A 23,903-nucleotide genomic window follows, 5' to 3' on the forward strand; every position below is an offset into this window, starting at 1 on the left:
GTGAAAGTTCCTCGAGAAAACTTGGCGAGGCTTTGCTCTCCCCCGCCCGAGCAGATCGGTGCTGCCGTTGACTCCAACGTACGGCTGACGCGCGAACAGCGATTTCAAATTGATGGGCGATCGTCTGAGGAGCTGCGAACGCAACTCCTCTCGATGCTGCCCGAGATGTCGGCCGAATACGACCGGCAACTCTTGTCTCCGGATCAAAACACACAAACAAAAGCGGCGTTCGACCGGCCGCTAATTGTCGGCGGCCATCAACCCGAACTGTTTCATCCCGGCGTGTGGGCTAAGAACTTCGCTCTTCGGGCGTTCGCGAAACAAGTGGGCGGGGCCGCCCTGCATATCGTGATCGACAACGATGTGCCGCTGAAACGTTCCGTCGAAGTGCCCGTCGGGAATCGCGAGCACCCTCGGACCATCGGCGTGCCTTTCGACAGATCGGTCGGTCAGCAGCCATGGGAATGTCTGCCCGTCACTGATCGATCAATTTTCGATCGATTTGCTCAGAGTGTTGAGCAACAGATGTCGCCGTGGAAGGTTTCATCACTTATCGAGCAACACTGGCACGCGGCCGTTAGGGTCGCCGAGCGAAGCGGCACATTGGCTGACGCTTTCACCGCGGTTCGAAGGCACATTGAACGAGGCTGGGGGCTCGATAACCTCGAGGTGAGACTGAGCGATCTGTGCGAAACCGAAGTGTTCCGCCATTTTGTCGTCGATGTCTTCCGGCGGCTCAACGAATTTCGACAGTCGCACAACAAGGCACTCGCCGAGCACCGCACGGCTATGGGAATCGGCGATGAGACTCGACCAGTCCCTGATTTAAGTATCGAAGGCGAGTGGGTCGAGACACCCTTTTGGGTTTGGCATGAAGATCGACCGCAGCGGCAACGCCTGTTCGCCCGACGCGATCGGGGGCAGTTAGAGTTGTCCGACTCGAACCGCCCGATTGCGAAATTCGCGGAAGCCGATTGGTCAACCGATCACTTCTCGATTCTGGGCGCGCGCGGATACAAAATTCGGAGTCGGGCCCTAACGACAACACTCTTTTTGCGGATGTTCTTGGCCGACCTGTTCGTCCACGGGATCGGGGGCGCGATCTATGACGAGGTGACCGATCGGCTGATCCGTTCGTTTTACCGCGTCGACCCCCCTCAATTCGCGACCGTCTCGGCGACACTGTGGCTGCCGATTGCGAAGCCGTTTGAAGTGACTCCGGAAGACGCCCGCCGGTTGGAGCGACACCACCGACGATTGCACTACTCCCCGGAAGACTTCCTCGGCGAAAGTAAAAGTAGAGAAGTCGAACAATTGCTCGCTCGCAAGCGATCCCTCCTCGGCGATCAACGCAAGGCCGAGAAGCGAACCGGTTTGTCCCGCTCTGAACGCCGCGCGCTGCGACCGGAGAATGCCAAGCGTTATCGACGACTGCACGAGGTCAACAATGACCTTTCCGCGAGGTTGTCAGTAGAAAAGCAAGAGGCAGTGCGTCATCTCAGAGGAGTTCAACTCGAACTTGAAGCGAACGCCGTTCTCAAACGTCGCGAGTTTTCGTTCGCGCTTTTTCCTGAAGCGGAGCTTCGCTCGTTTCTGACCGGACTGTTTTCTGCCGATCCCTTGATTGCGTCAACTTGAGGTTGCTCACCTTGGTCTGAACTTCACCCGCGAGGCCCCCTGCCGGTGGAATACGAGTTGGAGTGTCATCGTGAAATCGTTCTCGCCACGGCCTTCGTTCGGGTCCGAATTGTATTCGTGCCGGGCGGCGACCCGCAGCGCCCAAAGCCGTTCTTCATCGAGATCGATGTTCAAACTCGAGAGGTTGGTCGCCCGCAGGATGCCAATATCATCGAAACTCTGGTTGATCGTCGATTTATGATCGAACGAGGTCCGCCACAGAATCGGATAGCGAAACTCAAGTTCGCCGAACATATCGGGCGTTTGGCGGGCCCCCAGCGGATCTTCGAAATACTCAAGCGTCAGGCCGGGACCGGCTCGCAGGATCAACCTCTTTTCTTTGTTATTGATAAAACGGTAACCGAGACCACCCGCGTATGATCCGCGGTAGAGCAGGTCTTCAAATTCGTCGTATTCGTGGCGCGCGGTCACGAACACAATCCAGTTGTCGTCTTTCTCGAAGTCGAGCGTCCCGTTCGCCCACCAGCGGTTCTCGACCGCTTCACTTTCGGCAGTTTTATATTGCCCCGACCATTCCAAGTCGGCCGTCATCTGCCGATATTCCCGCTCGAATTCCCCGCCGAATGAAAGCGTACTGGTGCGCGTATTCCCCTCGGTCCAATAGCCGCCGAGGCGAATCTCTTTGGTCCACTCTCCCGCTTCGTCAAACAGCGAATCGGACGCGTCGGCCAATGCTTCCTTGACCCGCCACCAGAACGAGAGCCGCAGCGGCTCGGTCAGATATTGGGTCGGCATCACCGCGATGTCATCCAATTCGGCCACCGGTGGTGGGACTTCCATGACACGCAGTGCCCGATCAAAAGCGGACAACTCATCGTCCAGAGTGTCCGATTCCCCCGGGGGAGGCGCCGGAGCGGGCGGGACGACCGAAGGCACCGCAGCCTCGAAGCTTTTGACGAGGTTGATCGGGATTTCGACCGTTCCTCCTTGCCGCAGCACCCACGTCATGACGCCGTTTTCGATGCGGCGGCACTGTCCGTCGAGTCGTTCCCCGTTGTCGAAAACGATCACACCGGCTGGATCACTCGCTGCGCAGACGCCGATCACTCCGACGGCAAGCAGAAATGCCGCGAGTCGTGTACTCGGAAGAATTACGGCTTCGAATCGTGTCAGGGTGTCAGGCCCGCAAATCGGGGTGTGTTCAAACACCTACCGTCGTTTCACAGTCAACGGACCGAAGTTAGAAAACCGGCTGATCTGCGAACAGACCGATCGAAACGAGGCGCTGCCGCGTATCGACAGGTCCGTACAATCCGCACAGGCGGACCGATCGATCGTTTCGGCCCCCCCGGCTTGCCGAGACGGGGTTCTTGCCGGGTCGGATGGTCCGCTGCGTGGCGTATGTTTCGGGAAGACGACAGCGATGCCAAACGTGTTCATTTGCTTCGTTGCCGAATTGACGCGGCTACGAGACTTCTGACGGGCAACCGGTTTCGGCCGGTATCCCGTCGCCACATGCAACTGACGGCCCGGATTGCCGACGACCCCCGATGAGTGATCAAACCGACGAACTCGAAGGCCTGCTTCGCGAGAAGGAAGAACTCGTGGAGGCGCTCACCCAGCGCCTTGAGCAGGCCGCCGAACAATTGGATCGCATGCAGCGGTCCGGCGCCGATCGTCCCGGTTCGGGCGGCAGCCGCGGCGGTGGCGTTCCGGGCGAACTCGTCGAGAAACAGTCCGAACTGTGCGAGCAGCTCTCCGGGGCGGTCTCCCAATGGGAAGACATGCAATGTGCCCCGACGCTGGGCCGAATCGAATCGCAAATCATCGAACTGCGTGACCTGATCACGACCGCTACGACTCAGGGCGGTCTAATCGCCGGCTCCGCTTCCGGAGGCCAATCGCAAAGCGTTGAGACCTCACCGCCTTCGCCTGCGAATATCGAGGCGGGGGACGAGAATGCGTCCGTGACGGCCGGCTGGGAAGCGATGAAGGCCAGCCTGATGGGATCGAATCCCGATTCTCAGGCTCCTCGCGCACCGAACGTTCCTGATCATCCACTTGACGATTTCGACGACCCGTTTGCTTCGCCACCGCAATCAATCGGCGAGCAGGATTCTCCCAGCCCGCCCGAAGACTTCGAAAGCCCTCAACCGATCGACGTCGAACAGGCGACGGTCGAGCAACTTCGGACGGCGGTGCATCAGCGTGACGAATTCATTGCCGTCATCCTGCGGCGATACCGCTCACTGGAGCAATCCCGACGACCGAGCGATGACTGGAAGCAACTCGAGGCCGCCCCGGACGACATGATCCGGCGATTGCAGGAACTCGAAGCGCGACTCGATGAAGCCTGTCGATTGGCCGAAGTGGAACTCTCCGTCGAACGTGCTCGACTGGGCCGCGAAGAAAACCGGCTCCGACAGCTCGAAGCCAACGCTCAAAAAGCGCTCGAGCGTCTCGGCCTGGCCGAGGCAGACGGCCTGACCGTTCCGGAAGGGGACTCCGGCAGCGATTCCGAACGCCGCTGGTTGAGGATGCTCGGCATCAAATCGGAAGCGGACTGAGACGTCTGCGGTCTCGATCAGCGTCGTTCCGCTTCGTCCAGTCTCACTCTGACGGCTGCGGACTGCGCCGGGAACGCGCGAACCGACGTCACTATTTCTTTCACCTGGTCGATTTGCCGGCCATCGGCGACGGTGATTCGCATCCGGATATGCCGGTGCAATTCCGATTCGAGCGGCAAGCCTGTCTCGCGATCAATTCGGCAAAGTCCGTACGAGCGACCGCCTCGAATTTCGACCGAAACGTCACCCCGCATGTCGTCGTTGGCAACATAGGATTTCGACGGACTGACCTGCCCGGCGACGGTGATCTCGGCGATCCGGTCATCAAGTCGTGTCAGCTCATTCTCCTCAGCCAGAAAGATGCGAACGGGTCGCACGAGCCGCCGTTCCCGACGCCATTTGTCACCGATTTCGACCGTTGCCCCCAAGTGCTTGCGGTAGGGCATCAGCCCGATGCTGTCATCGACGAAATTCGCGATGAACTCGTCGCCGGTCGTTTGCGCAAGCCGCGTTAGCAACTTTTCACGGGCCGACTCCGCCACTTGTGAAACACACTTGGTGGCGAATTCTTCGTATCCGACCGTCTCGATGATCTGATTGTCGGGTCCGATCCAAAATTGAAATCCGGTCCCGGTCATCCCGGCGTACACGGCCACTTCCGGCGGAAGGCGTGATGGTGCCGGCTCGTCGCTGTCGTACGAAAACGCATGTCCGCCCATTTTCTGGGTGTACTGGATGCGGTCGTATTTCACTCCGAGTAAAATCCGACCGTCTTCGACAACATCTTCGACCGTAATCGCCATGACGACTCGGAGTTCTGATGTCGCAGACGGTTCCACGGTCGAATGACCCTGGATCAGATTCTGCTTCACCGTTTTCAGCAGCGGGAAGCGATCCCCTTTTCGCAGGTTCAGCTCAAGCCGCTGTTCCGGCGGTGCCGGTGCCTCTGTCGGTATCGCAACCGTCGGCGGCGGGGCCGATTCGGCCCCAAAAAAGGGCAATTTGTCACATCCGACCATCGAAGCGGCCAACGTCAGCGACCCGATGCCGATCAGCGCAAGTCCAATTCTCACGGGAGCTTCCCTGCCATGCGACAAAAACGTCAATTTCACCGGCGCGAAAACTAGCACTTGCGTCGCCACGCTCAAAGGGCGGTTCATCGCGCTCTGCCAAACGCGGCCGAAACTCGTGGCGTGAAACGGGGTTCTGTAGCAAGGAGTATGTTCCGGTGACGACCAAACTCGAATTGAAGCAAAATACGATGCCGAGTCTGAAACTTCTTGCAGCGTTCGCTCTTCTCTCAGCGACCGTCTCGTCGGCCGCCGCTGCCGAACCGACCCAAGTCGGACAAAAGTGCGCTGATTTCTCGCTGATTGATCACCGCGGCAAAACCCACACGCTGAACGAGCATGCCGAAGCCAAGGTCATCGTGCTCGCATTTCTGGGAGCGGAGTGCCCGCTCGCCAAGCTTTACAGCGTCCGCCTGCAATCGCTGAGCGAACGATTTGCCGACGACGGCGTCGTGGTGCTGGGCATCAACTCCAATAGTCAGGATTCGCTGGCCGAGCTCGCGGCGTTCGTCACGCGTCACGAAATCAGCTTTCCCGTGCTCAAGGATGCCGGAAATCGAATCGCTGATCGCCTCAAGGCGACGCGAACGCCCGAAGTCTTTGTCCTCGATCAGGATAGGGTCGTCCGATACTGGGGGCGGATCGACGACCAATACGGTATCGGCTATATCCGCGACTCGGTCGCCAAGCCCTACGTGGAATGGGCGGTGACCGATCTATTGGCTGGAAAGTCACCGCGAGTCGCGTCGGTCGAACCGGTCGGATGCCATATCGGCCGCGTACAGACGGAATCGGGCGATACCACAGTCACCTACTTCAAACATGTGGCGCCAATCCTGCACGAGCACTGCGTCGGATGTCATCGCCAAGGCGAGATTGCACCGTTCGCCCTCACCGATCCCGACGAGGTCCGGCCGTGGGCCCCGATGATCGCCGAAGTCGTCTCGGAAGGGCGAATGCCGCCTTGGCACGCGACGGCTCCGTCCGGCGAAGTCAGCGACTCCGACGGCTCGAAGCTCGAGTTCCATGAAGGTGTCACCTACAAAAATGATCGGCGGATGACGAACTCCGAGATCAATCAGCTCATCGATTGGGCCGCCGCCGCCGCGCCGCTCGGCGAGCCGCAACCGCTGGAAGAACTGCCGCCGCGCAAGACGGAGTGGGCCCTGCCGCGCAAACCCGATTTCGTCGCACAGATGCGATCGGAGCCGTTTACCGTTCCGGCAGAAGGAACGGTACGCTACCAGTATTTTCGCGTCGATCCGAAATTTACGGAGGACAAATGGATTCGCGCCGCCGAAGCTCTCCCCGGTGATCGCGAGGTCGTTCACCATATCCTCGTCATTGTTCGGCCACCTGCGAAGTCCGACAGTCCCGCGGCCGGCGGCGGCAAATTTCTGGTCGGATACGTACCCGGTTTGGAGCCGATGATTCTCCGAGACAACAGGGCGAAATTCGTTCCGGCCGGATCGCAATTAATTTTTCAAATGCATTACACGCCCGTCGGAGAAACCCGGAGCGATATGAGCAAGGTCGGCTTTGTCTTCGCTGAGCCTGATGATGTTCAATATGTCGTCGAAACCAGAAGCGCCGCGCATCGTCGAATCAAAATCGCGCCTAATGAATCGAAACAGTACTTTACGGCGACGTCGACAATCCCCTACGAGAACGCTGAATTAATGGGGATGATGCCGCACATGCACTTGCGCGGTGAAGCATTTCGCTATCGCTTAATCGACCCGAAGTCAGGAGTCGATCAAGTGCTGCTCGATGTTCCCGCTTATGACTTTAATTGGCAAACCGGCTATCGACTTAAGTCACCAATCCCACTTGAGAAAGGCCAGCAGATATTCTGCGAAGCGTGGTACGATAATACGAAACGAAATCTCGCCAATCCCGACCCTGATGCGACGGTGACCTGGGGCGACCAGACTTGGGATGAAATGCTGATCGGCTACTATGACGTCGCAGTTCCCCGCACGGAATTCGACAGCCAGCCCGAAATGACCCGACTCGACCGCTTATTCGCTCGGCTCGATACCAATGACGACGGCGTGATTGAACGGAGCGAAGTGCCGAAGAGGCTCGAAGCGATCTTTAAGAAGGTCGACCGTGATGGGGATGGAAGATTGGTTAAGGATGATCTGAAGCTCTTCAGGCAGTGAATGTCACCGCATCAATTCTGTCGCCGGAAAAATTATGATCACCTCTTCTTGGCTATCAATTTAGGTCACAAGTCTTTTAAGATCGTTTATTTGGTTTAATAGTCAAGCCCGAGGCGCCAGCCGTCGGGAGAATCGCTGGTTGACTGAACATCGGCTTGCACCTCTGGCTGGTATTGAGATCGTTTTTATTCTCTTGCTAAAGAAGACTCATCTTGCCCACTCCGACCCTTCTACTTATCGATATTCAAAATGACTATTTCCCGGGAGGAAAATGGACGCTCGACGGGATGGAAGCCGCAGCATCGAATGCCGCGAAGCTCTTATCAGCGGCGCGAAGAGCCGGCACGCCGGTGATTCATGTGCGGCATGAGTTCCCTTCCGAAGAGGCACCGTTCTTCATTGCCGGTTCCGAAGGCGCAAAAATTTATGAGCAGGTCGCTCCAGCCAATGACGAATCGGTCGTCTTAAAGCACCACGTCAATGCGTTTCGCGAAACGAATCTCAAGGACGTCCTCGACGAAATCGGGACCGAGCGGCTCACCATCTGCGGGGCGATGAGTCACATGTGCGTCGACGCGGGAACCCGTGCGGCGGCTGACTTGGGATACGATTTGACCGTCGTACATGACGCGTGCGCGACCCGCGACCAGGAGTTTGGAGGCACTTTCGTGCCTGCCGCGCAGGTGCATGCGTCATTCATGGCGGCACTTGGGTTCGCGTACGCGAACGTCGTGTCGACCAACGACTACCTCGCGTGAGATCGACTCGTCTTATTGACAGGAAGATTATCGACAGAAAGAGATTGAGTATGAAATCGCCGGTCTAGACCGGCGCGGCGCTGCGGGTTTGCGTCCGGGACCCGTGAACAATTAATTAATCGACAATCCGAGATTTATCGCCATAGCGAGGCCATTGATCGAGGTCGATGATGCGGCTTAGGGTCGCACCGGAGTAGTCGGGACCGGCATCGGTGCTGCTCTTTGTCATTAAGACGACGTTTGCATTGAGCACCTTCCACTCGTGTTTGCTCATTCGCTTGTCGGTGGGAATGAGCATTACCCAGCGATCGCCTTGGATGTGATAAAGGCCGCCGATAACGCCACCGGTTCGGAAGCTGACAACATTCGGCGTGACTTGATAAACAAACACCGGTCGTTCGTAATCGGCAGCCAAGGTCATCAGCCACATACCGTGGAATCCGCGAAGATTGGCCTCACGTGGATCGGGCAAAATCATCTTATATCGAACCTTGCTGACGTCTCCGCGCAAATTCCAGCCGTCGGGGTCCTGGTCTTCCTTTAGTTCCTTAAGGACGACTTCGAGCCGTTCTTTCTCCCAATCGGAAAACACTTCGGCAGGAAGTTTTCCCTGCCACTCCGGTCGATCTCCCTGACGCGCCATGACGGCGTTCTTGACCTGTTCGAACAGCCGCTCGGCGGTTCGTGATTCCGGAATCGCATCGGCCAGGTCTTCTGAATAGAGCTGCGTGTCGCTCCCAATCGCGACGACGGTCGCCCCGACTGCGATCGAGGTAACAAGGTGGCGGAACGTGTTCGGCATGACTGTTCCTTCGTCATGAGTTGTGGACTAGCGATCACAGTCAGCAACTTCGCATCGAGCGGTCAGAGTTTCAATGCGCGGCGGATTGCACATCGCCCGACCGTTGAGTGTTCCGTCTCGGGGGTCAATACTCTGAAGGAAACACACGATGCGACATCAGCGCCCACCGCGGTCGAGGCGAAGTAATGAATTATGAGAAACTGGGCGCGTTCTACCTCGGCAAGCGATACGACCTCGCCGAGCGTGAGGTGACGGACGAGTTGTATCTGTACGACTCGAAGGACCTCACGACGCATGCGCTTTGCGTCGGCATGACCGGCAGCGGGAAGACGGGGCTGTGCCTGTCGCTCATCGAAGAGGCGGCAATCGATCACGTGCCGGTCATCGCGATCGATCCGAAGGGCGATCTCGGCAATTTGATGCTGACGTTTCCCGATCTCAAAGCGGATGATTTCCGACCTTGGGTCGACGAACGTGCGGCGCTCAACAAAGGCCGCACCGCCGATCAGGCCGCGGCTGATGCGGCAAAGCTTTGGAAGCAGGGGCTCGCGGCGTGGGATCAGACTCCCGAGCGGATCGCGAAATTCAAGGAGTCCGCCGAGGTCTCGATCTACACGCCCGGCAGCAACGCGGGAATCCCGTTGACGGTGCTAAAGTCGTTTTCAGCGCCCGCTCAGGAAGTCATCGACGATGCCGAGACGTTTCGCGAGCGGGTGTCGTCCTCCACGTCGGGTCTTCTCTCGCTCCTGGGGATCAAGGCCGACCCGGTCCGAAGTCGAGAGCATATTCTGCTGTCAAACATTCTCGACACGTCTTGGCGTGCGGGGACCGACCTTTCGATCGGCGGCCTAATTCATGCGATCCAGGAGCCCCCATTTGAAAAGGTCGGCGTTCTCGATTTAGAGACATTTTACCCGCTCAAAGATCGGACCGAGTTGGCGATGACGGTCAATAACTTGCTCGCCTCACCGACGTTTGCCGGCTGGATGGAGGGGGAGCCGCTCGATGTGCAATCACTGATGTTTACGTCCGAGGGCCAACCTCGCATTTCGATTCTGTCGATCGCCCATTTGAGTGAGGACGAGCGAATGTTTTTCGTCACGATCCTACTGGGGGAAATCTTATCCTGGACGCGGTCTCAGGCCGGCACATCGTCACTGCGGGCGATTCTCTACATGGACGAGGTTTACGGTTTCTTCCCTCCGGTCGCGAATCCTCCGTCAAAGCAGCCCATGTTGACGTTGCTGAAGCAGGCCCGGGCGTACGGACTCGGCTGCGTTCTCGCCACGCAGAACCCGGTCGATCTCGACTACAAGGGGCTATCAAATATCGGAACATGGTTTCTCGGCCGCTTGCAGACCGAACGTGATAAGGCCCGCGTTCTGGAAGGCCTCGAAGGAGCCTCAACTCAGGCCGGCACGACGTTTGATCGCGCGGAGATGGAAGCCACGCTCGCGGCTCTGGGCGGTCGAGTGTTCTTGGCGAATAACGTCCACGAAGACAAACCGGTGATCTTCCAGACGCGGTGGGCCCTGTCATACCTGCGAGGCCCGCTGACTCGTCGGCAGATTGAAACGCTGATGGCTGATCAGAAAGCGGAGGCCATCGCGACCGCCGATGAAGAACATTCGCCGGAGGAATTGAAGTCTGATGAGGCGGGCGCGAAGCCGGTCGTCCCAAAACAGATTCGCCAATACGTCCTTCCGGTCCGCGGCGAAATCTCGGGCGTCATTGTATACCGCCCGGCACTTCTCGGGCGGGCGCGGATGCATTTCGCCCGCGTTAGCTACGGCGTCGACGTGACCCGCGATATCGCGATGCTTGTACCGATCCGTAACTCGGTCCCCGTTCACGTGTGGGACGAAACGCTTTCCATCGATCCCGCAGAACTTGGGGACATCGTCAACGCATTGCCCGATGCAAGTTTCAGCGAACCGGCACCAGCACTGCTGCGACCGAAGAGTTATGAGACCTGGGAAAAGAAGCTGAAAGATCACCTTTACCGCTCGGAGCGGGTCATCGTACTGAAGAGCAAGTCGCCCAAGCTTTACTCAGAGGCGGACGAAACCGAGGGGGCGTTCCGCGCCCGCTTGTCGCATTTGCTGCGTGAAGAGCGAGACCTTGAGAAAGAGAAGCTTCGCAATACGTATGCTCGCAAAGCAAACACAATTAATGGTCGCCTCGAATCAGCGCGTGCGGCCGTCGATCGCGAGCGTGATCAGGCGAATCGAGCCACGATGTCGGCAGCAATGTCGTTCGGGTCGACGATTCTGGGAGCGCTGTTCGGTCGCAAACTCGCCAGTCGCTCGAATGTGACCAAAGCGACATCGTCGATGAAAAGTGTCGGTCGCGCCGCCGACCAACGGGCCGATATCGGAGAGGCTCAGAAGAAAGTGGAACGTTACGAAGCCGAACTTCAAGAACTCGACGCCGAACTCAGAGCGGAACTGGAGGCGATCGAAGAAGAGTTCGACCCAAATGCAATTGAATTCGAAGAGTTAACCGTCAAGCCGAAGAAGACCGACATCGAATGTGTCCCGGTCGCACTCGTCTGGACACCGTGGGTGCGCGACGCCGACGGAATGGTCGAACCCGCATTCGATTCGGAATGAGTTCGACGAGGGCGCTTCGCGTCGTCGTCCGGGTCGAAGTTCGCTACGTCGTGGGTTTCTGATCGCAGACGCCGGCGTCGATCGCGAGCAATGACCCAATCACTTGCGAGACGCCCTTCAAGATCGGATCGATCAGGACGTAATCGGGCTCGTTGTGATTTTTCTTTCCCTGACTAATTCCGAGCGTGACGGCGGGAATTCCGCGGGAGATAAATTCGCTGAGCTCCGAGGGACTGTGACCTTGGTCGGGGCGAATCTCGAGCGCCTCCATTACGTCGAGTGTCGATTTCACGAGCGGATGAGAGAACGGCAATCCCCCCGCCTGGCGACGGAAGAAGACATCGAGCCGGGCATCGACGGCGTGCCTCGCTCCCAATTCGGCGACGATGTCCTGAATCTGGCTTTCGATTCGCTCGATCATAAAGTCGGAGTGGCTGTTGACCTCGAATCCGAGCATCGCGTGCTCCGGTTCGACGTCGTAGCTGATTCCGGCGAAGACTTGCGCCAGTCGGATTTTTGTGAACGGACGGGTCGGTACTTCGATCCGCAAGATTCGATTGATGATGTAGTTTAGCACGACGATCGCGCTCTCGGACCCGTAACTTCGCGACTCGATCGGCCGCACGTTACAGGTTACGTCGCCCCGAATGGTTCCGATCGAGAAGAAATTCAGTCGGCCCAGTTCGACGCCTTCGACGCAGATTCCGTGGTCGAACGGGCGTGGCGAATTGTCGAGGAAGAAGCGGAGGCCGCCGTGGTTGCCGCGATTGAGCGAACCGACCGATCCGATCAGATAAAGGTTGCAGTCGAGTTCAATTCCCAGTTTCTGCAGCAGGGTCGGCAGCATCGTCACGACGGCCGCACCGAGCGCATTATCGCTCACGCCCGGTCCCACGATGCGTTTGGACTCGATCGTCAAGTTGTGATCGATGTTGTGCGCGACGATCGTATCGAGGTGGGCCGTGACGATGACCGTCTTCGCACCGGTGCGACCGGGTTGGAACCCGATTGCATTGCCGAATTCATCGGGTCCGGCTTCCGGTACTCCCTGTTCGGCGAAGCGATCAAGCATGTAACGAACGCGTTCGTGCTCCTCGCCGCCGATCGCCGGAATCTGTCCGAGCATCACCACATTGGCCAGAATCTCTTCCCGGAGCGGGGCGAGTTCCTCCGGCAATTGGGCAATGCGGCTGAGGTCGTAGTCGTTGACCAGAACCGAACTCACGCGCATATCCTTTTGAAGGCAAAACAATCGTTCCGCCTCAGGATACCGCAAGTCAGGCGATGGAGCGAGCCGCGCCGCCGGTTGCAGAGAGATCGAACAACGTCAATCTTCGACCGAACTGCCCGCTTCCGGGTCTTCGATCGAAAAGATTTCGATCTCCTCGCCGCCGTCCGGTGCAAAGCTGGGCACGGACGAGGCGCCGTCGGTTACCGGACGGATCGGGCCCGCCGGTTGGGCTTCGTCGCCGATCACGAATAACGGTGACTCTGAAAACGAATCGGCAGGACGCTCTGCTATCGCTGGCGGCTGAGGCACTCGCGGCTGAAGCACTGTCGCGGGTGCCGATTCCGTTGATTCGGTTGTCGCAAACTCCTGAGTCGTGGCAAGCGGGGCCGGAGCATCCGACTCCGTCGGTCGATCAGTCGGAATGACCAGAGCAATCGCGACGGCTGCCAGACCGGCCACCGCGGAAACAATCACGCGAACGGACTTCGTCCGTCGGCGGACCGCGAGACGTCGCTGATCGAAGTTCACGCCATCCGCGATTTCGCGGGGAATTTCCCGGCGAAAAAAGTCGCGCAACATCGAGTCGATTTGCGCTTCCTCCGGCGGCAAATGGTGATTGTCGTGATCTTGAACGCTCATAGTCTTCAATTTTCCAACGCAAGGTCGATTCACGACGGGCATCCGTGATCGACCGCGAGATTACTCTGACGTTCTGTCCGTAGACCGATTCGGGTTGTTCGATTCCAGAAGTTCAGCCAGCCTGCGGCGAGCACGCGATAACCGCATGTCGACCGCCGTCACCGCCACGCCGAGTGTGGAGGCGATTCGTGCCGATGACCAATCCAAGGCATACTTTAAGACGAGTACCTCGCGATCCTCTAACTTCAATCTTTTGATGGCCTCACGGACTTCGTCTCGCAGTTCGGCGGAAAGTGGCCCCTCATCAGGGCCATCGCGTCCGTCCGGCACGTGACTAAGTGATTCGACCGACTTCGCCGCCCGCCGCTTCCGCCTGCCCCGATCGCGTAGCCAATTCGTGCCCACTCGGATGAGCCAGGCTCGGGAATCCTTCAGATCAGAGGGTCTCTTGGAGTGAAACCGCCAAAATGCCTCCTGCACCGCGTCAGCGGCGAGTTCTCGGTCGCTGCATCTCGAGTAAAACAGCGCCCACAATTCTCGGGCGTAGGCCGCGTAGACCGCTTCCAAATCGTCCGGATCGGGCTGCGTCTCACGCTCGGCCATTGCCTGACAAAATTTTCATATAGTCGCACGAAACGTCCGCGGGCTCCGGAAACACCTCGTACGCCCGAACCGGACGATCGTGAGAGGCACACCTAACATCCGCAACGGATCAATTGCAGGAATCGCCAATTTTCCTGTTATTGCAGGCGCTGGAAGCCGAAGACCAGACGTGACTTCCCACTGCCCATCGAATTTGGCAATCGAATCCGGCAATCGAACTGCGAATTTTCGGCCAACTTTCCAGAAGCATTCACCGTCCGATCCCGAAGTGCTTGTGTGATTCTCGCTCGATTTTATACTCGGCAACCGCAGAGAAATGATTCGAAGCAGGCGTAGGCGTCATGAAGGACAGCGGGTCAGCGGACACGACATCGGGACCGTACTTCCTCGGAATTGATGTCGGGGGCACCAACATCAAGTGCGGGGTCGTTTCGGGCGAGGGAACGCCGTTGTCGAAAACTTCAGTCAAAACGGAGACCGAAGCCGGCCCCGACGTGGGCCTTGCCAATCTGGAGCAAGGAGCCCGGCAGGCCGTTGAGCAGGCGAAACTGTCGATCGACGATATCGTCGCTGTCGGACTCGTGACGCCGGGCCCGATGGACATCCCCGAAGGTCGGCTCCTCACACCCGCCAACATGCCCGAGTGGCATGACCTGCCCGTGCGCGATCTCGTCTCTGAGCGACTGGGAAAGCCGACCGCATTTCAAAACGACGCGAACGCGGCAGCGTACGGCGAGTTTTGGGCCGGTCAGGCCAAGGATGTCGACAGTCTGGTGTATTGGACGTTGGGGACCGGCATCGGCTGCGGGATCATCGTCAACGACATGATTATCCAAGGGGCCCACTCGCACGGCTCCGAATGCGGGCACATTATCGTCGACATGGACGGCGATCGACAGCACCCCGGCACCGGGCAGCGAGGCACGCTCGAAGCCTATGCGGCTGCCCGAGCTCTGGTCACTCGATGCCGCGAGGCACTTGCTGCAGGTCGTGCCAGCAGCATTCGCTCGGCCATCAAGGTCGGGGCCGAACTCACTCCCAAGCTGATCGCCGATCACGCCGAGCGGGGGGACCGGCTCTGTGACCAACTCGTGATGGACACCGCGATGTATCTCGGGGTCGGCACCGTCACGCTGATGCACACGATCGACCCCGAAATGATCCTGTTCGGCGGTGCTATGACCTTCGGCCGCAACGATGCCCCGCTCGGCCAGAGATTTCTCCACAAGATCAAGGGCGTCGTGCAGGAGAGGGCGTTCCCGACCTGCGCCGAGAAGACCGAGATCGATTACGCCACGCTCGGCGGCGATGCCGGCTTCATCGGAGCCGCCGGCTGTGCCAAACAAGCCCACGGCGGCACGTCGTTGAGTTAATCAACTTGGTCGACCGAGGTCGCACTTTATGCGGCGTGCGCGGAGCGAATCCACTCGGTATCGCGGAGCGCTTCGGCCAATTGCTCTCGCGACCACAGTGCTAATTGCCGGGGCGGAAAGCCTTCGATCCAGTCATCCATCATGTGGATCGGTTGCGGGAAGAAAAATGGCGCCCGTTCGAGGTTGAGCAGCCGAAACGACCCGGTCACGATATCGCGATTCGAGGTTGCCTCGTGATGGGTGGTTGTCAGAAGAAAGGTGACGCCGCTCTCCAGAAAATTCGTCAACGTCCGGCAAATATCAGCGTTCGACAGGTGAAACAAGCAGTCCCGGCACAGCCACAGATCGGCCGTCGGCAGCGGGTCTTCGATGATGTTGAGCGTGCGAAAGTTCACGTTTTCTCCGGCGTGCCGGATGTAGTTTCGCTCGATCAACGGAGCAACGATATCCCCGCCGAGGTATTCAATCTCTGATTCCCAATTAATCGCGCGGAACCAGTTGTAATCGCCGCAGGGGGCATCAAGGATCGTCTTGACGCCCAACTCTTGCACGAGCTTCGGCAATTCTCGCCGGATATTCGCGGTATATTCGAGGGTCGAGCCCGGACCGGACGCGCTCTCAGCGTCCCCCCAGTCATTGGTTGCATAGTGATCGGTGAAGACCTCGGCAGCCGACTTCGCCTCAGCCAACAGCTTCCGCTTTCGACGCCGACGCGAGATCTCGCGCCCGCCCGGGAGCAGAGCGAGAAGCCGTGAAGCAATCGAGGAATTCTCAGTCGCGCTCGAAGTCGATACGGGCGAAGTCGACGAGGGTGAAGTCATGGCGAAGCTCCCGGCAATTGGCGATTGCGAGGGACGATAGTTTTTCGAAAGAATTGCGTCGACTCCGAATTCGCGTTTCGACCACGCGCATGATTCCTCATTGTGGGCAACTGAACGGCAGTGTAACCTCGATGGGCCGGGGCACCTCGGCTATTGGCTCGTCACGAACGAGTCGCCACGGGGTTACCCCGCGGCTTAATTCGCAACGACGCATTTCGGGGCACGACGGATGATCCGCTACCACGGATAATTCGTCGCGCATCACGCTGCTGGCGAGGTGCTCCGGTACTTTTTATGCACGACTTCGAGGACGAATTTCCGACCCCCGACGCAGAATCGGTCGCCCGAGTTTTTTTGGCCGGGGCGTTCTCGCCTGAATCATGCACTGCTCGGCTGACCGTCGTTTTCGGGCGGGTGCATCACCGCCGGATCGAGCGGTTGGTCCGCCTCGTGTTTGCAGTCTTCCCACCTCATTCCGCGGTGCCGACCCTTCGGCGGCTGACCCTCTTTCTGCTTCGGTTTGAATCGTACTTCCCCGATCAATTCCGGATATCGCCCCCGCGCGACCTCACGGGGCATCGCACCATTCCGGCAGAGGCGATCACGGGCTCGCTCCCGATTCTGAATAACATCCGCGAGCTCGCCGAATTTCTTGATCTCACTCCGGAGCGGATGCTCTGGCTCGCCGACCCGCATGGATTCGAAACCAAAAGACCGCGCGAGCGGCAACGTCATTATCGATATCGCTGGGTTGAGCGTACCGGTCGAACGCCCCGGCCCTTGGAGATACCGAAACAGCGACTGAAAGCGATCCAAAAAAAGATACTAGCGGAGATACTCAATAAGCTCCGTCCACACCCAGCCGCATGTGCTTTTCGCAAAGGGCAATCAGTTCGAGACTTTGCCAAGCCTCACGTCGGACGCCGAGTCGTAATTCGCTTCGATATTGCGAACTTCTTTCCATCAATTCTGCAACCCCGCGTGCAAGCGACTTTTCGCGCTGTCGGCTATGTCGAGGAAGTCGCTTTTTTGCTGTCTGCCCTCACAACGAATCGCCTGCCGACCGATCAGTTGCACGCCGAAGCGACCGGTTCGGGCGCGCGGCATTTGCGACAACATTTACTGTCGGCTCACCTCCCGCAGGGGGCACCGACCTCCCCTGCGTTGGCGAACCTGTGCGCCTTCCATCTTGACCGCCGACTTACGGGCTTGGCCGCGCGATTCAGCCTGTCGTACACCCGCTATGCCGATGACTTGTTGTTCTCCGGCAATTTGAGCGACGCGGAGATTTACCGCTTTAGGATTCGCGCACTCGCGATCTTAATCGACGAAGGCTTCGAAGCCCGTTCTTCGAAGTCGGCTGTTTTGAGGAAGGGAAGTCGACAACAGGCTTGCGGAGTGATTTTAAATACCCGATTGAACATCGCCCGCGAAGACTACGACGCACTAAAGGCAACTCTTCACAACTGCATCCGCCACGGCCCGGAATTGCAAAATCACGAGGGTGTCGCGGATTTTCGCAGTGTGCTGCGAGGTCGAATCGCCTGGGTTCACAGCTTAAACGTCGCCAAGGGCGAAAAACTATTAGCAATGTTCGAACAGATTCACTGGAACACGAGCTAAATATAAAATCAAAGAGCAATGAAGTCGTCACAAGCCCGCCGCGCAAGCAAGGGATATCGCTCTTGCGGCACACGATATAAGAATGAGGGTTATGACGGCCGCAGTATCCGGCGTACCTCAGGCACTCACTTCATCCCCCGTTGAAACAGCATAAATAGTAATCACGAGCGCCGCATCCACGTCCGCGACCCGTTGCAGTGTTTCCGGTTGCAACGACCACTGCAAATTCCGGGGATGGAGACCACTGTCAAAGCCGAGATTAAATTCTTTTTTCGACGCCAGCACCCAGACGGAGAGCGCATCACCCGTCAACGCCGCGATAGCATCGCAAAACTCAAGGACCATCTGCTCCGCATTAAACTCGGTCCCGGCCCGCTTTTCCGGCTCAGTGAGTTCATAGCTCGCCAGATACTGGCCGTCGCTGGCCGTTTCATGCAAGGGGTAAGCGATGCCATCCAGCGACTTTGTAAGCGGAGCGGTCGGCCGAGTTGAAACTACGTCGAGATCGACATTTAAGAACTTGATGCTTAACTCATAGTCTCGTTCACTCGACTCACCCACGATTGGCCCCGTACTCAGCCGCGAGTTCAATTAAGCTGCGGACCATCGCCCCCGTCCCGCCGCCTTCCTGATCGCCGCGGCTGCTTTGGGCATAGGCGGGGCCGGCGATGTCAAGGTGGACCCAAGGGGTTTCGTCGACGAACTGCTCCAAAAACTTCGCGGCGGTGATTGCGCCGCCCCAGCGGGGGCCGACGTTCTTGCAGTCGGCGACATCGCTCTTTAAGAGTTCGGCGAAGTGCTCGTGCATCGGCAGTTCCCACACATGCTCGCCGGTCAGATGGGCGGCTGCGCGGACTTCGTTGCACCAAACCTCGTTGTTCGTGAAGGCTCCGACAACTTCATCACCCAGCGCGACCACGCAGGCCCCGGTCAACGTGGCGAGATCGATGAGGTGGTCGCAACCTTTTTCGACGGCGTAATCGAGGACGTCGGCGAGGACGAGCCGGCCTTCTGCATCCGTATTAAGAACTTCGATCGTGATGCCGCTGCGGGATTTTAAGACGTCACCCAGTTTATAGCTGTTGCCGCTGACCATGTTTTCGACGAGGCCGACGTAGCCGATGAGATTAACGGGCAGTTTCAGTCGCGCCGCCGCGGCTATCACTCCGATGACCGTCGCACCGCCAGCCATATCACACTTCATGTCCTTCATGCCTTCGGACGGCTTCATGCTCAGCCCGCCGCTATCGAACGTGACCCCTTTGCCGACGAGGGCCAACGTGGGGGCGTCCGGTTTCGTCGCACCGTTGTGTTTCATCACGACCACTCGCGGCGGTTTGTCGCTGCCTTGTGCGACCGCGAGCAGCGAACCCATCTGCTCCCGTTGCAGACTCTCCAACTCGAGCACTTCGACTTCAAAGCTGACGTGCTCCGCCAGTTCGCGGACGCGTTCGGCCACTGATTCGGGATAGATGTCGGCCGCCGGTCGGTTGACGAGTTCGCGGGTCAAATTGATCGACTCCCCGATCACATGTCCCCGCTGCAGGCCATCCGCGGCGGCTGTGGCTACTGCTTCGGTTTCGACGAGGACCGTGATCGACTCGAACGGAAACCGCTTCGGTTCGTTCTGGTACAGTCCCTGACCGACGCTGCCGACGATCGCTTCGGCCGTCACGGTGCAGATGGCGGTGTCCAATTCCAATTTGTCGACGGCGGCCTGTGGGCAATCGAAGGCGACCCGTTCGGTCTTTTTCTCCGAGATCAGGCGGGCCGCGGTGCGAATCGCTTTGCCAAGTTTGCCGCGGGTCAGCTCTTTCGGATCGCCGATGCCGACGAACAGCAGTCGTTTCGCTGCGATTTCCGGCACGTCTCGCAACGCGAGCGTCTCACCCAGCTTGCCGGTCAGGTCACCGGATTCGCGTAATCGGGCAATCCGCTCGCGAAGCGACATGTCGAACGCCGACTTCCCCGGCCCGGCCTCTCCCTCGCTGGGCACGCCCACGACGAGCCAGTCGGCGGCGATTTTGTTCCAATCCGTCGATGCGACTTCACACTTCATCCGATTTTCCCTCCAAGATGGGCCGTCCGTGTACGAATCGCGCACCGGTGCGGGTTGAACTTCGACCTGAAACGCCATTCAATCCGGGGGCGGATTGAACGGCAAGCAAGGGGCGGCTGTGGCGGCACACGAGACGGCGTTCGAAACAGGGCCCCGTGAGCGATTACCGGACGAAATCGGTTTAATGAGCCAGGAAAACGAACAGGCGAAGCAACGCAGCGACGAGCGCCGGCTCGGGCGGATGAAAACGATTGCGCGCCTGATGGACGACGCCGTCGGAATCCCCGGAACGAATCACAGAATCGGATGGGACGGCCTGATCGGTTTGATTCCGTTCGGAGGGGATGTCGTCACGTGTGTCATCGCATTGTGGCTCGTCTACGACGCCTTCAAGCTGGGGGCGTCCAGCGGCACGCTCAGCAGGATGATCGCCAACGTGACGTTGGACCTGATCGTCGGACTCGTTCCCGCACTCGGCGACGTACTCGACTTCGTCTTCAAGGCGAATCGTCGCAATATGGAACTGCTCGAAGCCGACCTAGAGCGGCAGGCTGCGGAATCTGGCGGCAACGGGGTGATCAATGGCGACGCCGAAGTGCTCAAGACCGAACGGATCGACCGCGATGGATGATCCTCCTGCGGTCGAGATTCGGATAGCGACGCCCGACGACCTCGACATTCTGCTTGCAGGCGTCCGAGCGCTCGCCGAGTACGAATTGCTCAGCCATCAAGTCACCGCGACGGAAGAAGACTACCGCCGCGAATTCTTCGGAGCGCATGCGGTCGCGGAAGGCTGGATCGCGTGGGTCGCGGAGGAGCCGGCGGGAATTGCCATCACGTATCGCAATTTCTCGACGTTCGCCGGCCGGGCTGGGGTTCATTTGGAAGACCTTTACGTCTGGCCAGAGTTTCGGGATCGCGGCGTGGGTTTCTCACTCGTCCGCCGAGTGGCCGCACGGGCGGAAGAGCTCGGGGCCTCTAAGCTCGTATGGCAGGTACTCGACTGGAACGCGCCGGCGATCGCGTTCTACGAGCAACTCGGGGCGAACTTTCCCTCGCAATGGCGGGAATGTGCCCTGACCGCACAGCAAATCACGCGGCTGAGCGATTCGCCCGACGCTTCGTAATCAAGTCGGCGGATCGACTTCAATGGGACGGAGGATGCTCATCAGTGAGTCAGGAACGGTTTCGACAGCACCACTTCTTTAATGAGTGTTTCAAATCGATAGTCGTCTGAGCGGGCGGCATCGACAATCTTTGGGATTGCGTCTTTATCATCAAATGTGAGAGTCCGGCCCAAGGCGTAAAGCATTAGCTTCTCGCTAAGCCCGCGCGCGAACTCTTCGCGGCGGGTCACCAGTTCTTTACGGACGCCCTCGGGGCCATTAATTTTTCGTCCGTCGGGCAAAACAGTCGTTAATTCAGACGCCGGGATATCCCGCGAGCCGCCGATGCCGTCGAAGCGTTCCATGGGCAGGCCCCAGTAGTCGATCTTCTCATGACAGGACGCGCAACTCGGATTTGCACGGTGGGCTTCGATCTGGGCCCGGACGCTCGTCGGATTCTTAATCGCCTGCTCTTCGTCGATAGGCGGGACATTCGCAGGGGGATTCGGTGGCGGCCGATTAAAGAGCTTCTCAACGATGAACACACCGCGCTTGACGGGAGCGGACCGGGTCGGCTGCGCTCCCAACGCCAAGATACCCGCCGTTGTCGTCAGGCCGCCCCGTTGGGGGGTCGAAGTCAAACTCACTTGCCGGAATTCGCCGCCGCGGACACCATCAATTCCGTAATGACGCGCGAGTCGCTGATTAAGGAACGTCTCGTCGGAATTAAGGAATTCCACGATGCTGCCGTTCTCGCGGAGGACGTGGCGGACGAGATGTTCCAACTCCCCCTTCATCGCCTCGCGCAGGGCATCGTCCCATTCCGGAAAAACGGCCGGGTCTGGGGCGAGGTCATTAATGCGTCGGATGCCGATCCACTGCGAGGCAAAGTTCTGGACGAGCGCTTCAGACTTCGCATCGGCCAGCATCCGCTCGACCTGCTGCCGAAGTTCGGCGTCGTCGCGCAATCGGCCATCGGCAGCCAGCGAGAGCAGTTCCTCGTCGGGCATCGTGCTCCATAAGAAATAGGAAAGTCGTGAAGCAATTTCGTAGTCATTTAAACTATCGTCGGGACGCGACTCCTCGACCATGAAAAGAAACGACGGTGAGACAAGAACAGCCTGCAAGGCGACTTCCATCGCTGCTCGATGGTCGCTCCCGGCCGAGATTTCCAACTCGTAAATGCCGACATACTGACGGACCTCATCCGATGTGGCCGGACGACGGAATGCCCGTGTAGCGAATCGTTCGATGATCTGTTCGATCGGAGCGTTCGGATCATCTCCGACGATGGCACGGTGACTGGCCGGCGGCCACTGATCGAAAAGCGGACCGATGAGTTGCGTCTCACAGATGACGAGACTCGGTACCTTCTTTAACTGCTTTTCGGAAACTTGCGAGTATGCACCGACGGTGACCTTCGGCTTCTGCCGATCAGTCGAAAACTCGAACTCATACCACCGCGGCTGATCGTCGAGGGGAATCGGTTCGACAGCCGTCTTGACGTCATTGAGAAAGAAGCCGAGGTAAACGACATCGGCAACTTCTTCGTTGGGAATCACATTGCCTCGGCCGTCGACGGCTTCGCTGTAAGCCTGAACGCGAAGTCGATAGGTCGCAAATTCGAGGTCATTCTCGAATGGCATATCACCCCGGCGAGAGATGTCACCACTCGGCGGGAGCACGACTTCGTAACCGTGTGCCCCTTTCCCCTCTCGCACGGCAGACCAACCGCCATTCTTGGGCGGACTGCCCGATCCCCAGTCGAGCCGCAGGAACCGAAGTTCGCCCGGCGGCTGCCGCCACACATCGTGCTTCTTGGCCAGTTCTTGGAGCTTCAAAGGACTGTCTTTGATCGTTCCCGGATTCTTATGGTGATCACGATGTAGCGGGAAGTAACGATAGCTGAACGGCGTCGGCTCTTTTTCATCGACAAGCGCCAGTCGAAGCCCCTCGGCCGCTGAATCGAGATATTTCTCAAGCGTCGTTGGCGCAAGAGTCTGCACGTCGACGACGTTGTCGAAACCTTCGAGGCCGAGGTCCTGCGGAAAGCTGTCGGCCGGGGAATAGTCGATGAGCAGCAAATCGCGCATCGTGTTGTCGTACTCGGCCCGATTCAACCGGCGCGTCCATCGGCCGGCGTTGCCTGTCGCTTCGGCCAGACGTTGCTTTAAGTAGTCGACCATCGCCTCATACTCAGCGATCGATGGTCGATCCTGCCCCGGTTCATCGGGAGGCATATCCTGCGCAATCAGCCGTTCGACGATCGGTTGCCATTCGGCCGGAGCATGCATGAGCGCGCCCGCAGAGAGCATCTCATTCATTGCGAAATTACCCGCCGGGTCGGCGGCATCGTGGCAGTCGATGCAAAACTTCGCGAGGAACTCCCGCTCCCTGCGGCTGTCCTCTTCGGTCTCTTGCGAGACCGTCACCACCGGCACGTCGTTGGTCAGCACGGCCGGGCGCGTCAGTTCAGCCGGTTCGGTAAGCGGTGGTTTTGAGTCGAGAGCAACAGTCGGTGTTTCATCATCCGCGGTCGTCGTTGTCGGCTGCGTTAACGTGACGGGAGGCGCTGGGGTTGAGTCGCTCGTACCCTCAGCCGCGTCTGCGATCTGGTGAGGTAGCTGTGGAGATTCGTTGGATTGGAGCGACCATGCCAGAACGCCGACACCGACGAGCAGTAATGTGGCGATACCTGATAACCCGGCAAGCAGTGGCAGTTTTGAATTGGTCGAGTCCTTCGCGCTTCTCTTTGGAGTCGATCGCGAACCGCGAGTCGGCATTGAAGGACGAGTCTTTGGCGCGGAAGCGGTCGGAGAGCGACGGCGTTTCGGCG

Annotated in this window: 19 protein-coding genes; 9 read left to right on the top strand and 10 right to left on the bottom strand. The window is 58.7% G+C overall.

What is annotated here, in order from left to right:
• On the top strand, positions 1 to 1,638 hold the full coding sequence (locus Pan189_RS07165) for a hypothetical protein (protein WP_145363260.1): 1,638 nt from the start codon (positions 1 to 3) through the stop codon (positions 1,636 to 1,638).
• Positions 1,639 to 1,644: 6 nt separating this feature from the next.
• Here the strand turns inward: Pan189_RS07165 and Pan189_RS07170 are convergent, their stop codons facing one another.
• A complete protein-coding gene (locus Pan189_RS07170) occupies positions 1,645 to 2,847 on the bottom strand; it encodes a DUF481 domain-containing protein (RefSeq protein ID WP_145363261.1) in 1,203 nt (400 codons plus the stop codon).
• Positions 2,848 to 3,188: 341 nt separating this feature from the next.
• On the opposite strand from Pan189_RS07170, the gene Pan189_RS07175 reads away from it, so the two are divergent.
• Positions 3,189 to 4,205: a hypothetical protein gene (locus Pan189_RS07175; RefSeq protein ID WP_145363262.1), complete on the top strand. Its 1,017-nt coding sequence runs from the start codon at positions 3,189 to 3,191 to the stop codon at positions 4,203 to 4,205.
• Positions 4,206 to 4,222: 17 nt separating this feature from the next.
• Here Pan189_RS07175 and Pan189_RS07180 read toward each other — a convergent pair whose 3' ends face one another.
• Positions 4,223 to 5,278, bottom strand: a complete 1,056-nt coding sequence (locus Pan189_RS07180; protein WP_310821205.1) for a DUF6263 family protein — start codon at positions 5,276 to 5,278, stop codon at positions 4,223 to 4,225.
• Between the two features lie 155 nt (positions 5,279 to 5,433).
• Between Pan189_RS07180 and Pan189_RS07185 the strand changes: the two genes are divergently transcribed.
• Positions 5,434 to 7,440 (top strand): redoxin domain-containing protein, encoded by a 2,007-nt coding sequence (locus Pan189_RS07185; protein WP_310821206.1) that lies wholly within the window; start codon positions 5,434 to 5,436, stop codon positions 7,438 to 7,440.
• A 212-nt stretch (positions 7,441 to 7,652) separates the two neighbouring features.
• The gene (locus Pan189_RS07190) at positions 7,653 to 8,198 is read left to right on the top strand and encodes a cysteine hydrolase family protein (RefSeq protein WP_145363265.1); all 546 of its coding nucleotides are present in this window, start codon (positions 7,653 to 7,655) and stop codon (positions 8,196 to 8,198) included.
• Positions 8,199 to 8,313: 115 nt separating this feature from the next.
• On the opposite strand, the gene Pan189_RS07195 is transcribed toward Pan189_RS07190, so the two are convergent.
• Positions 8,314 to 9,000 (bottom strand): hypothetical protein, encoded by a 687-nt coding sequence (locus tag Pan189_RS07195; RefSeq protein WP_145363266.1) that lies wholly within the window; start codon positions 8,998 to 9,000, stop codon positions 8,314 to 8,316.
• A gap of 185 nt (positions 9,001 to 9,185) precedes the next feature.
• Between Pan189_RS07195 and Pan189_RS07200 the strand changes: the two genes are divergently transcribed.
• Positions 9,186 to 11,612 (top strand): ATP-binding protein, encoded by a 2,427-nt coding sequence (locus tag Pan189_RS07200; protein ID WP_145363267.1) that lies wholly within the window; start codon positions 9,186 to 9,188, stop codon positions 11,610 to 11,612.
• Between the two features lie 43 nt (positions 11,613 to 11,655).
• Here Pan189_RS07200 and Pan189_RS07205 read toward each other — a convergent pair whose 3' ends face one another.
• From Pan189_RS07205 to Pan189_RS07215, 3 genes are all read right to left on the bottom strand, one after another.
• The gene (locus Pan189_RS07205; RefSeq protein ID WP_145363268.1) at positions 11,656 to 12,837 is read right to left on the bottom strand and encodes a M28 family peptidase; all 1,182 of its coding nucleotides are present in this window, start codon (positions 12,835 to 12,837) and stop codon (positions 11,656 to 11,658) included.
• A gap of 102 nt (positions 12,838 to 12,939) precedes the next feature.
• A complete protein-coding gene (locus Pan189_RS07210; RefSeq protein ID WP_145363269.1) occupies positions 12,940 to 13,482 on the bottom strand; it encodes a hypothetical protein in 543 nt (180 codons plus the stop codon).
• A 60-nt stretch (positions 13,483 to 13,542) separates the two neighbouring features.
• A complete protein-coding gene (locus tag Pan189_RS07215; protein WP_145363270.1) occupies positions 13,543 to 14,085 on the bottom strand; it encodes an RNA polymerase sigma factor in 543 nt (180 codons plus the stop codon).
• Between the two features lie 341 nt (positions 14,086 to 14,426).
• On the opposite strand from Pan189_RS07215, the gene Pan189_RS07220 reads away from it, so the two are divergent.
• Positions 14,427 to 15,458: an ROK family protein gene (locus tag Pan189_RS07220; protein WP_145363271.1), complete on the top strand. Its 1,032-nt coding sequence runs from the start codon at positions 14,427 to 14,429 to the stop codon at positions 15,456 to 15,458.
• Between the two features lie 26 nt (positions 15,459 to 15,484).
• Here Pan189_RS07220 and Pan189_RS07225 read toward each other — a convergent pair whose 3' ends face one another.
• Positions 15,485 to 16,279 carry a class I SAM-dependent methyltransferase gene (locus Pan189_RS07225; protein WP_145363272.1) on the bottom strand — a complete coding sequence of 265 codons (795 nt, stop codon included), beginning with the start codon at positions 16,277 to 16,279 and terminating at the stop codon, positions 15,485 to 15,487.
• 294 nt (positions 16,280 to 16,573) lie between these two features.
• Here Pan189_RS07225 and Pan189_RS07230 point away from each other — a divergent pair, with 294 nt between their 5' ends.
• Entirely contained in the window at positions 16,574 to 17,902 is a 1,329-nt protein-coding gene (locus Pan189_RS07230) for a reverse transcriptase family protein (protein ID WP_145363273.1), read from the top strand.
• A 117-nt stretch (positions 17,903 to 18,019) separates the two neighbouring features.
• On the opposite strand, the gene Pan189_RS07235 is transcribed toward Pan189_RS07230, so the two are convergent.
• Both Pan189_RS07235 and Pan189_RS07240 read right to left on the bottom strand, forming a co-directional pair.
• Entirely contained in the window at positions 18,020 to 18,463 is a 444-nt protein-coding gene (locus Pan189_RS07235; RefSeq protein ID WP_145363274.1) for a hypothetical protein, read from the bottom strand.
• On the bottom strand, positions 18,456 to 19,961 hold the full coding sequence (locus Pan189_RS07240) for a leucyl aminopeptidase (protein WP_310821207.1): 1,506 nt from the start codon (positions 19,959 to 19,961) through the stop codon (positions 18,456 to 18,458). Before Pan189_RS07240 ends, Pan189_RS07235 begins: the two co-directional genes overlap by 8 nt.
• A 184-nt stretch (positions 19,962 to 20,145) precedes the next feature.
• Between Pan189_RS07240 and Pan189_RS07245 the strand changes: the two genes are divergently transcribed.
• Both Pan189_RS07245 and Pan189_RS07250 read left to right on the top strand, forming a co-directional pair.
• Positions 20,146 to 20,592 (top strand): DUF4112 domain-containing protein, encoded by a 447-nt coding sequence (locus Pan189_RS07245; RefSeq protein WP_145363276.1) that lies wholly within the window; start codon positions 20,146 to 20,148, stop codon positions 20,590 to 20,592.
• Positions 20,585 to 21,088, top strand: a complete 504-nt coding sequence (locus Pan189_RS07250) for a GNAT family N-acetyltransferase (RefSeq protein ID WP_310821208.1) — start codon at positions 20,585 to 20,587, stop codon at positions 21,086 to 21,088. Before Pan189_RS07245 ends, Pan189_RS07250 begins: the two co-directional genes overlap by 8 nt.
• Before the next feature lie 41 nt (positions 21,089 to 21,129).
• On the opposite strand, the gene Pan189_RS07255 is transcribed toward Pan189_RS07250, so the two are convergent.
• Positions 21,130 to 23,850, bottom strand: coding sequence for a DUF1592 domain-containing protein (locus Pan189_RS07255; RefSeq protein WP_145363278.1), 2,721 nt, complete (start codon positions 23,848 to 23,850; stop codon positions 21,130 to 21,132).
• Positions 23,851 to 23,903 lie beyond the last annotated feature (53 nt).

This window comes from Stratiformator vulcanicus (assembly GCF_007744515.1).
Lineage (GTDB): Bacteria > Planctomycetota > Planctomycetia > Planctomycetales > Planctomycetaceae > Stratiformator > Stratiformator vulcanicus.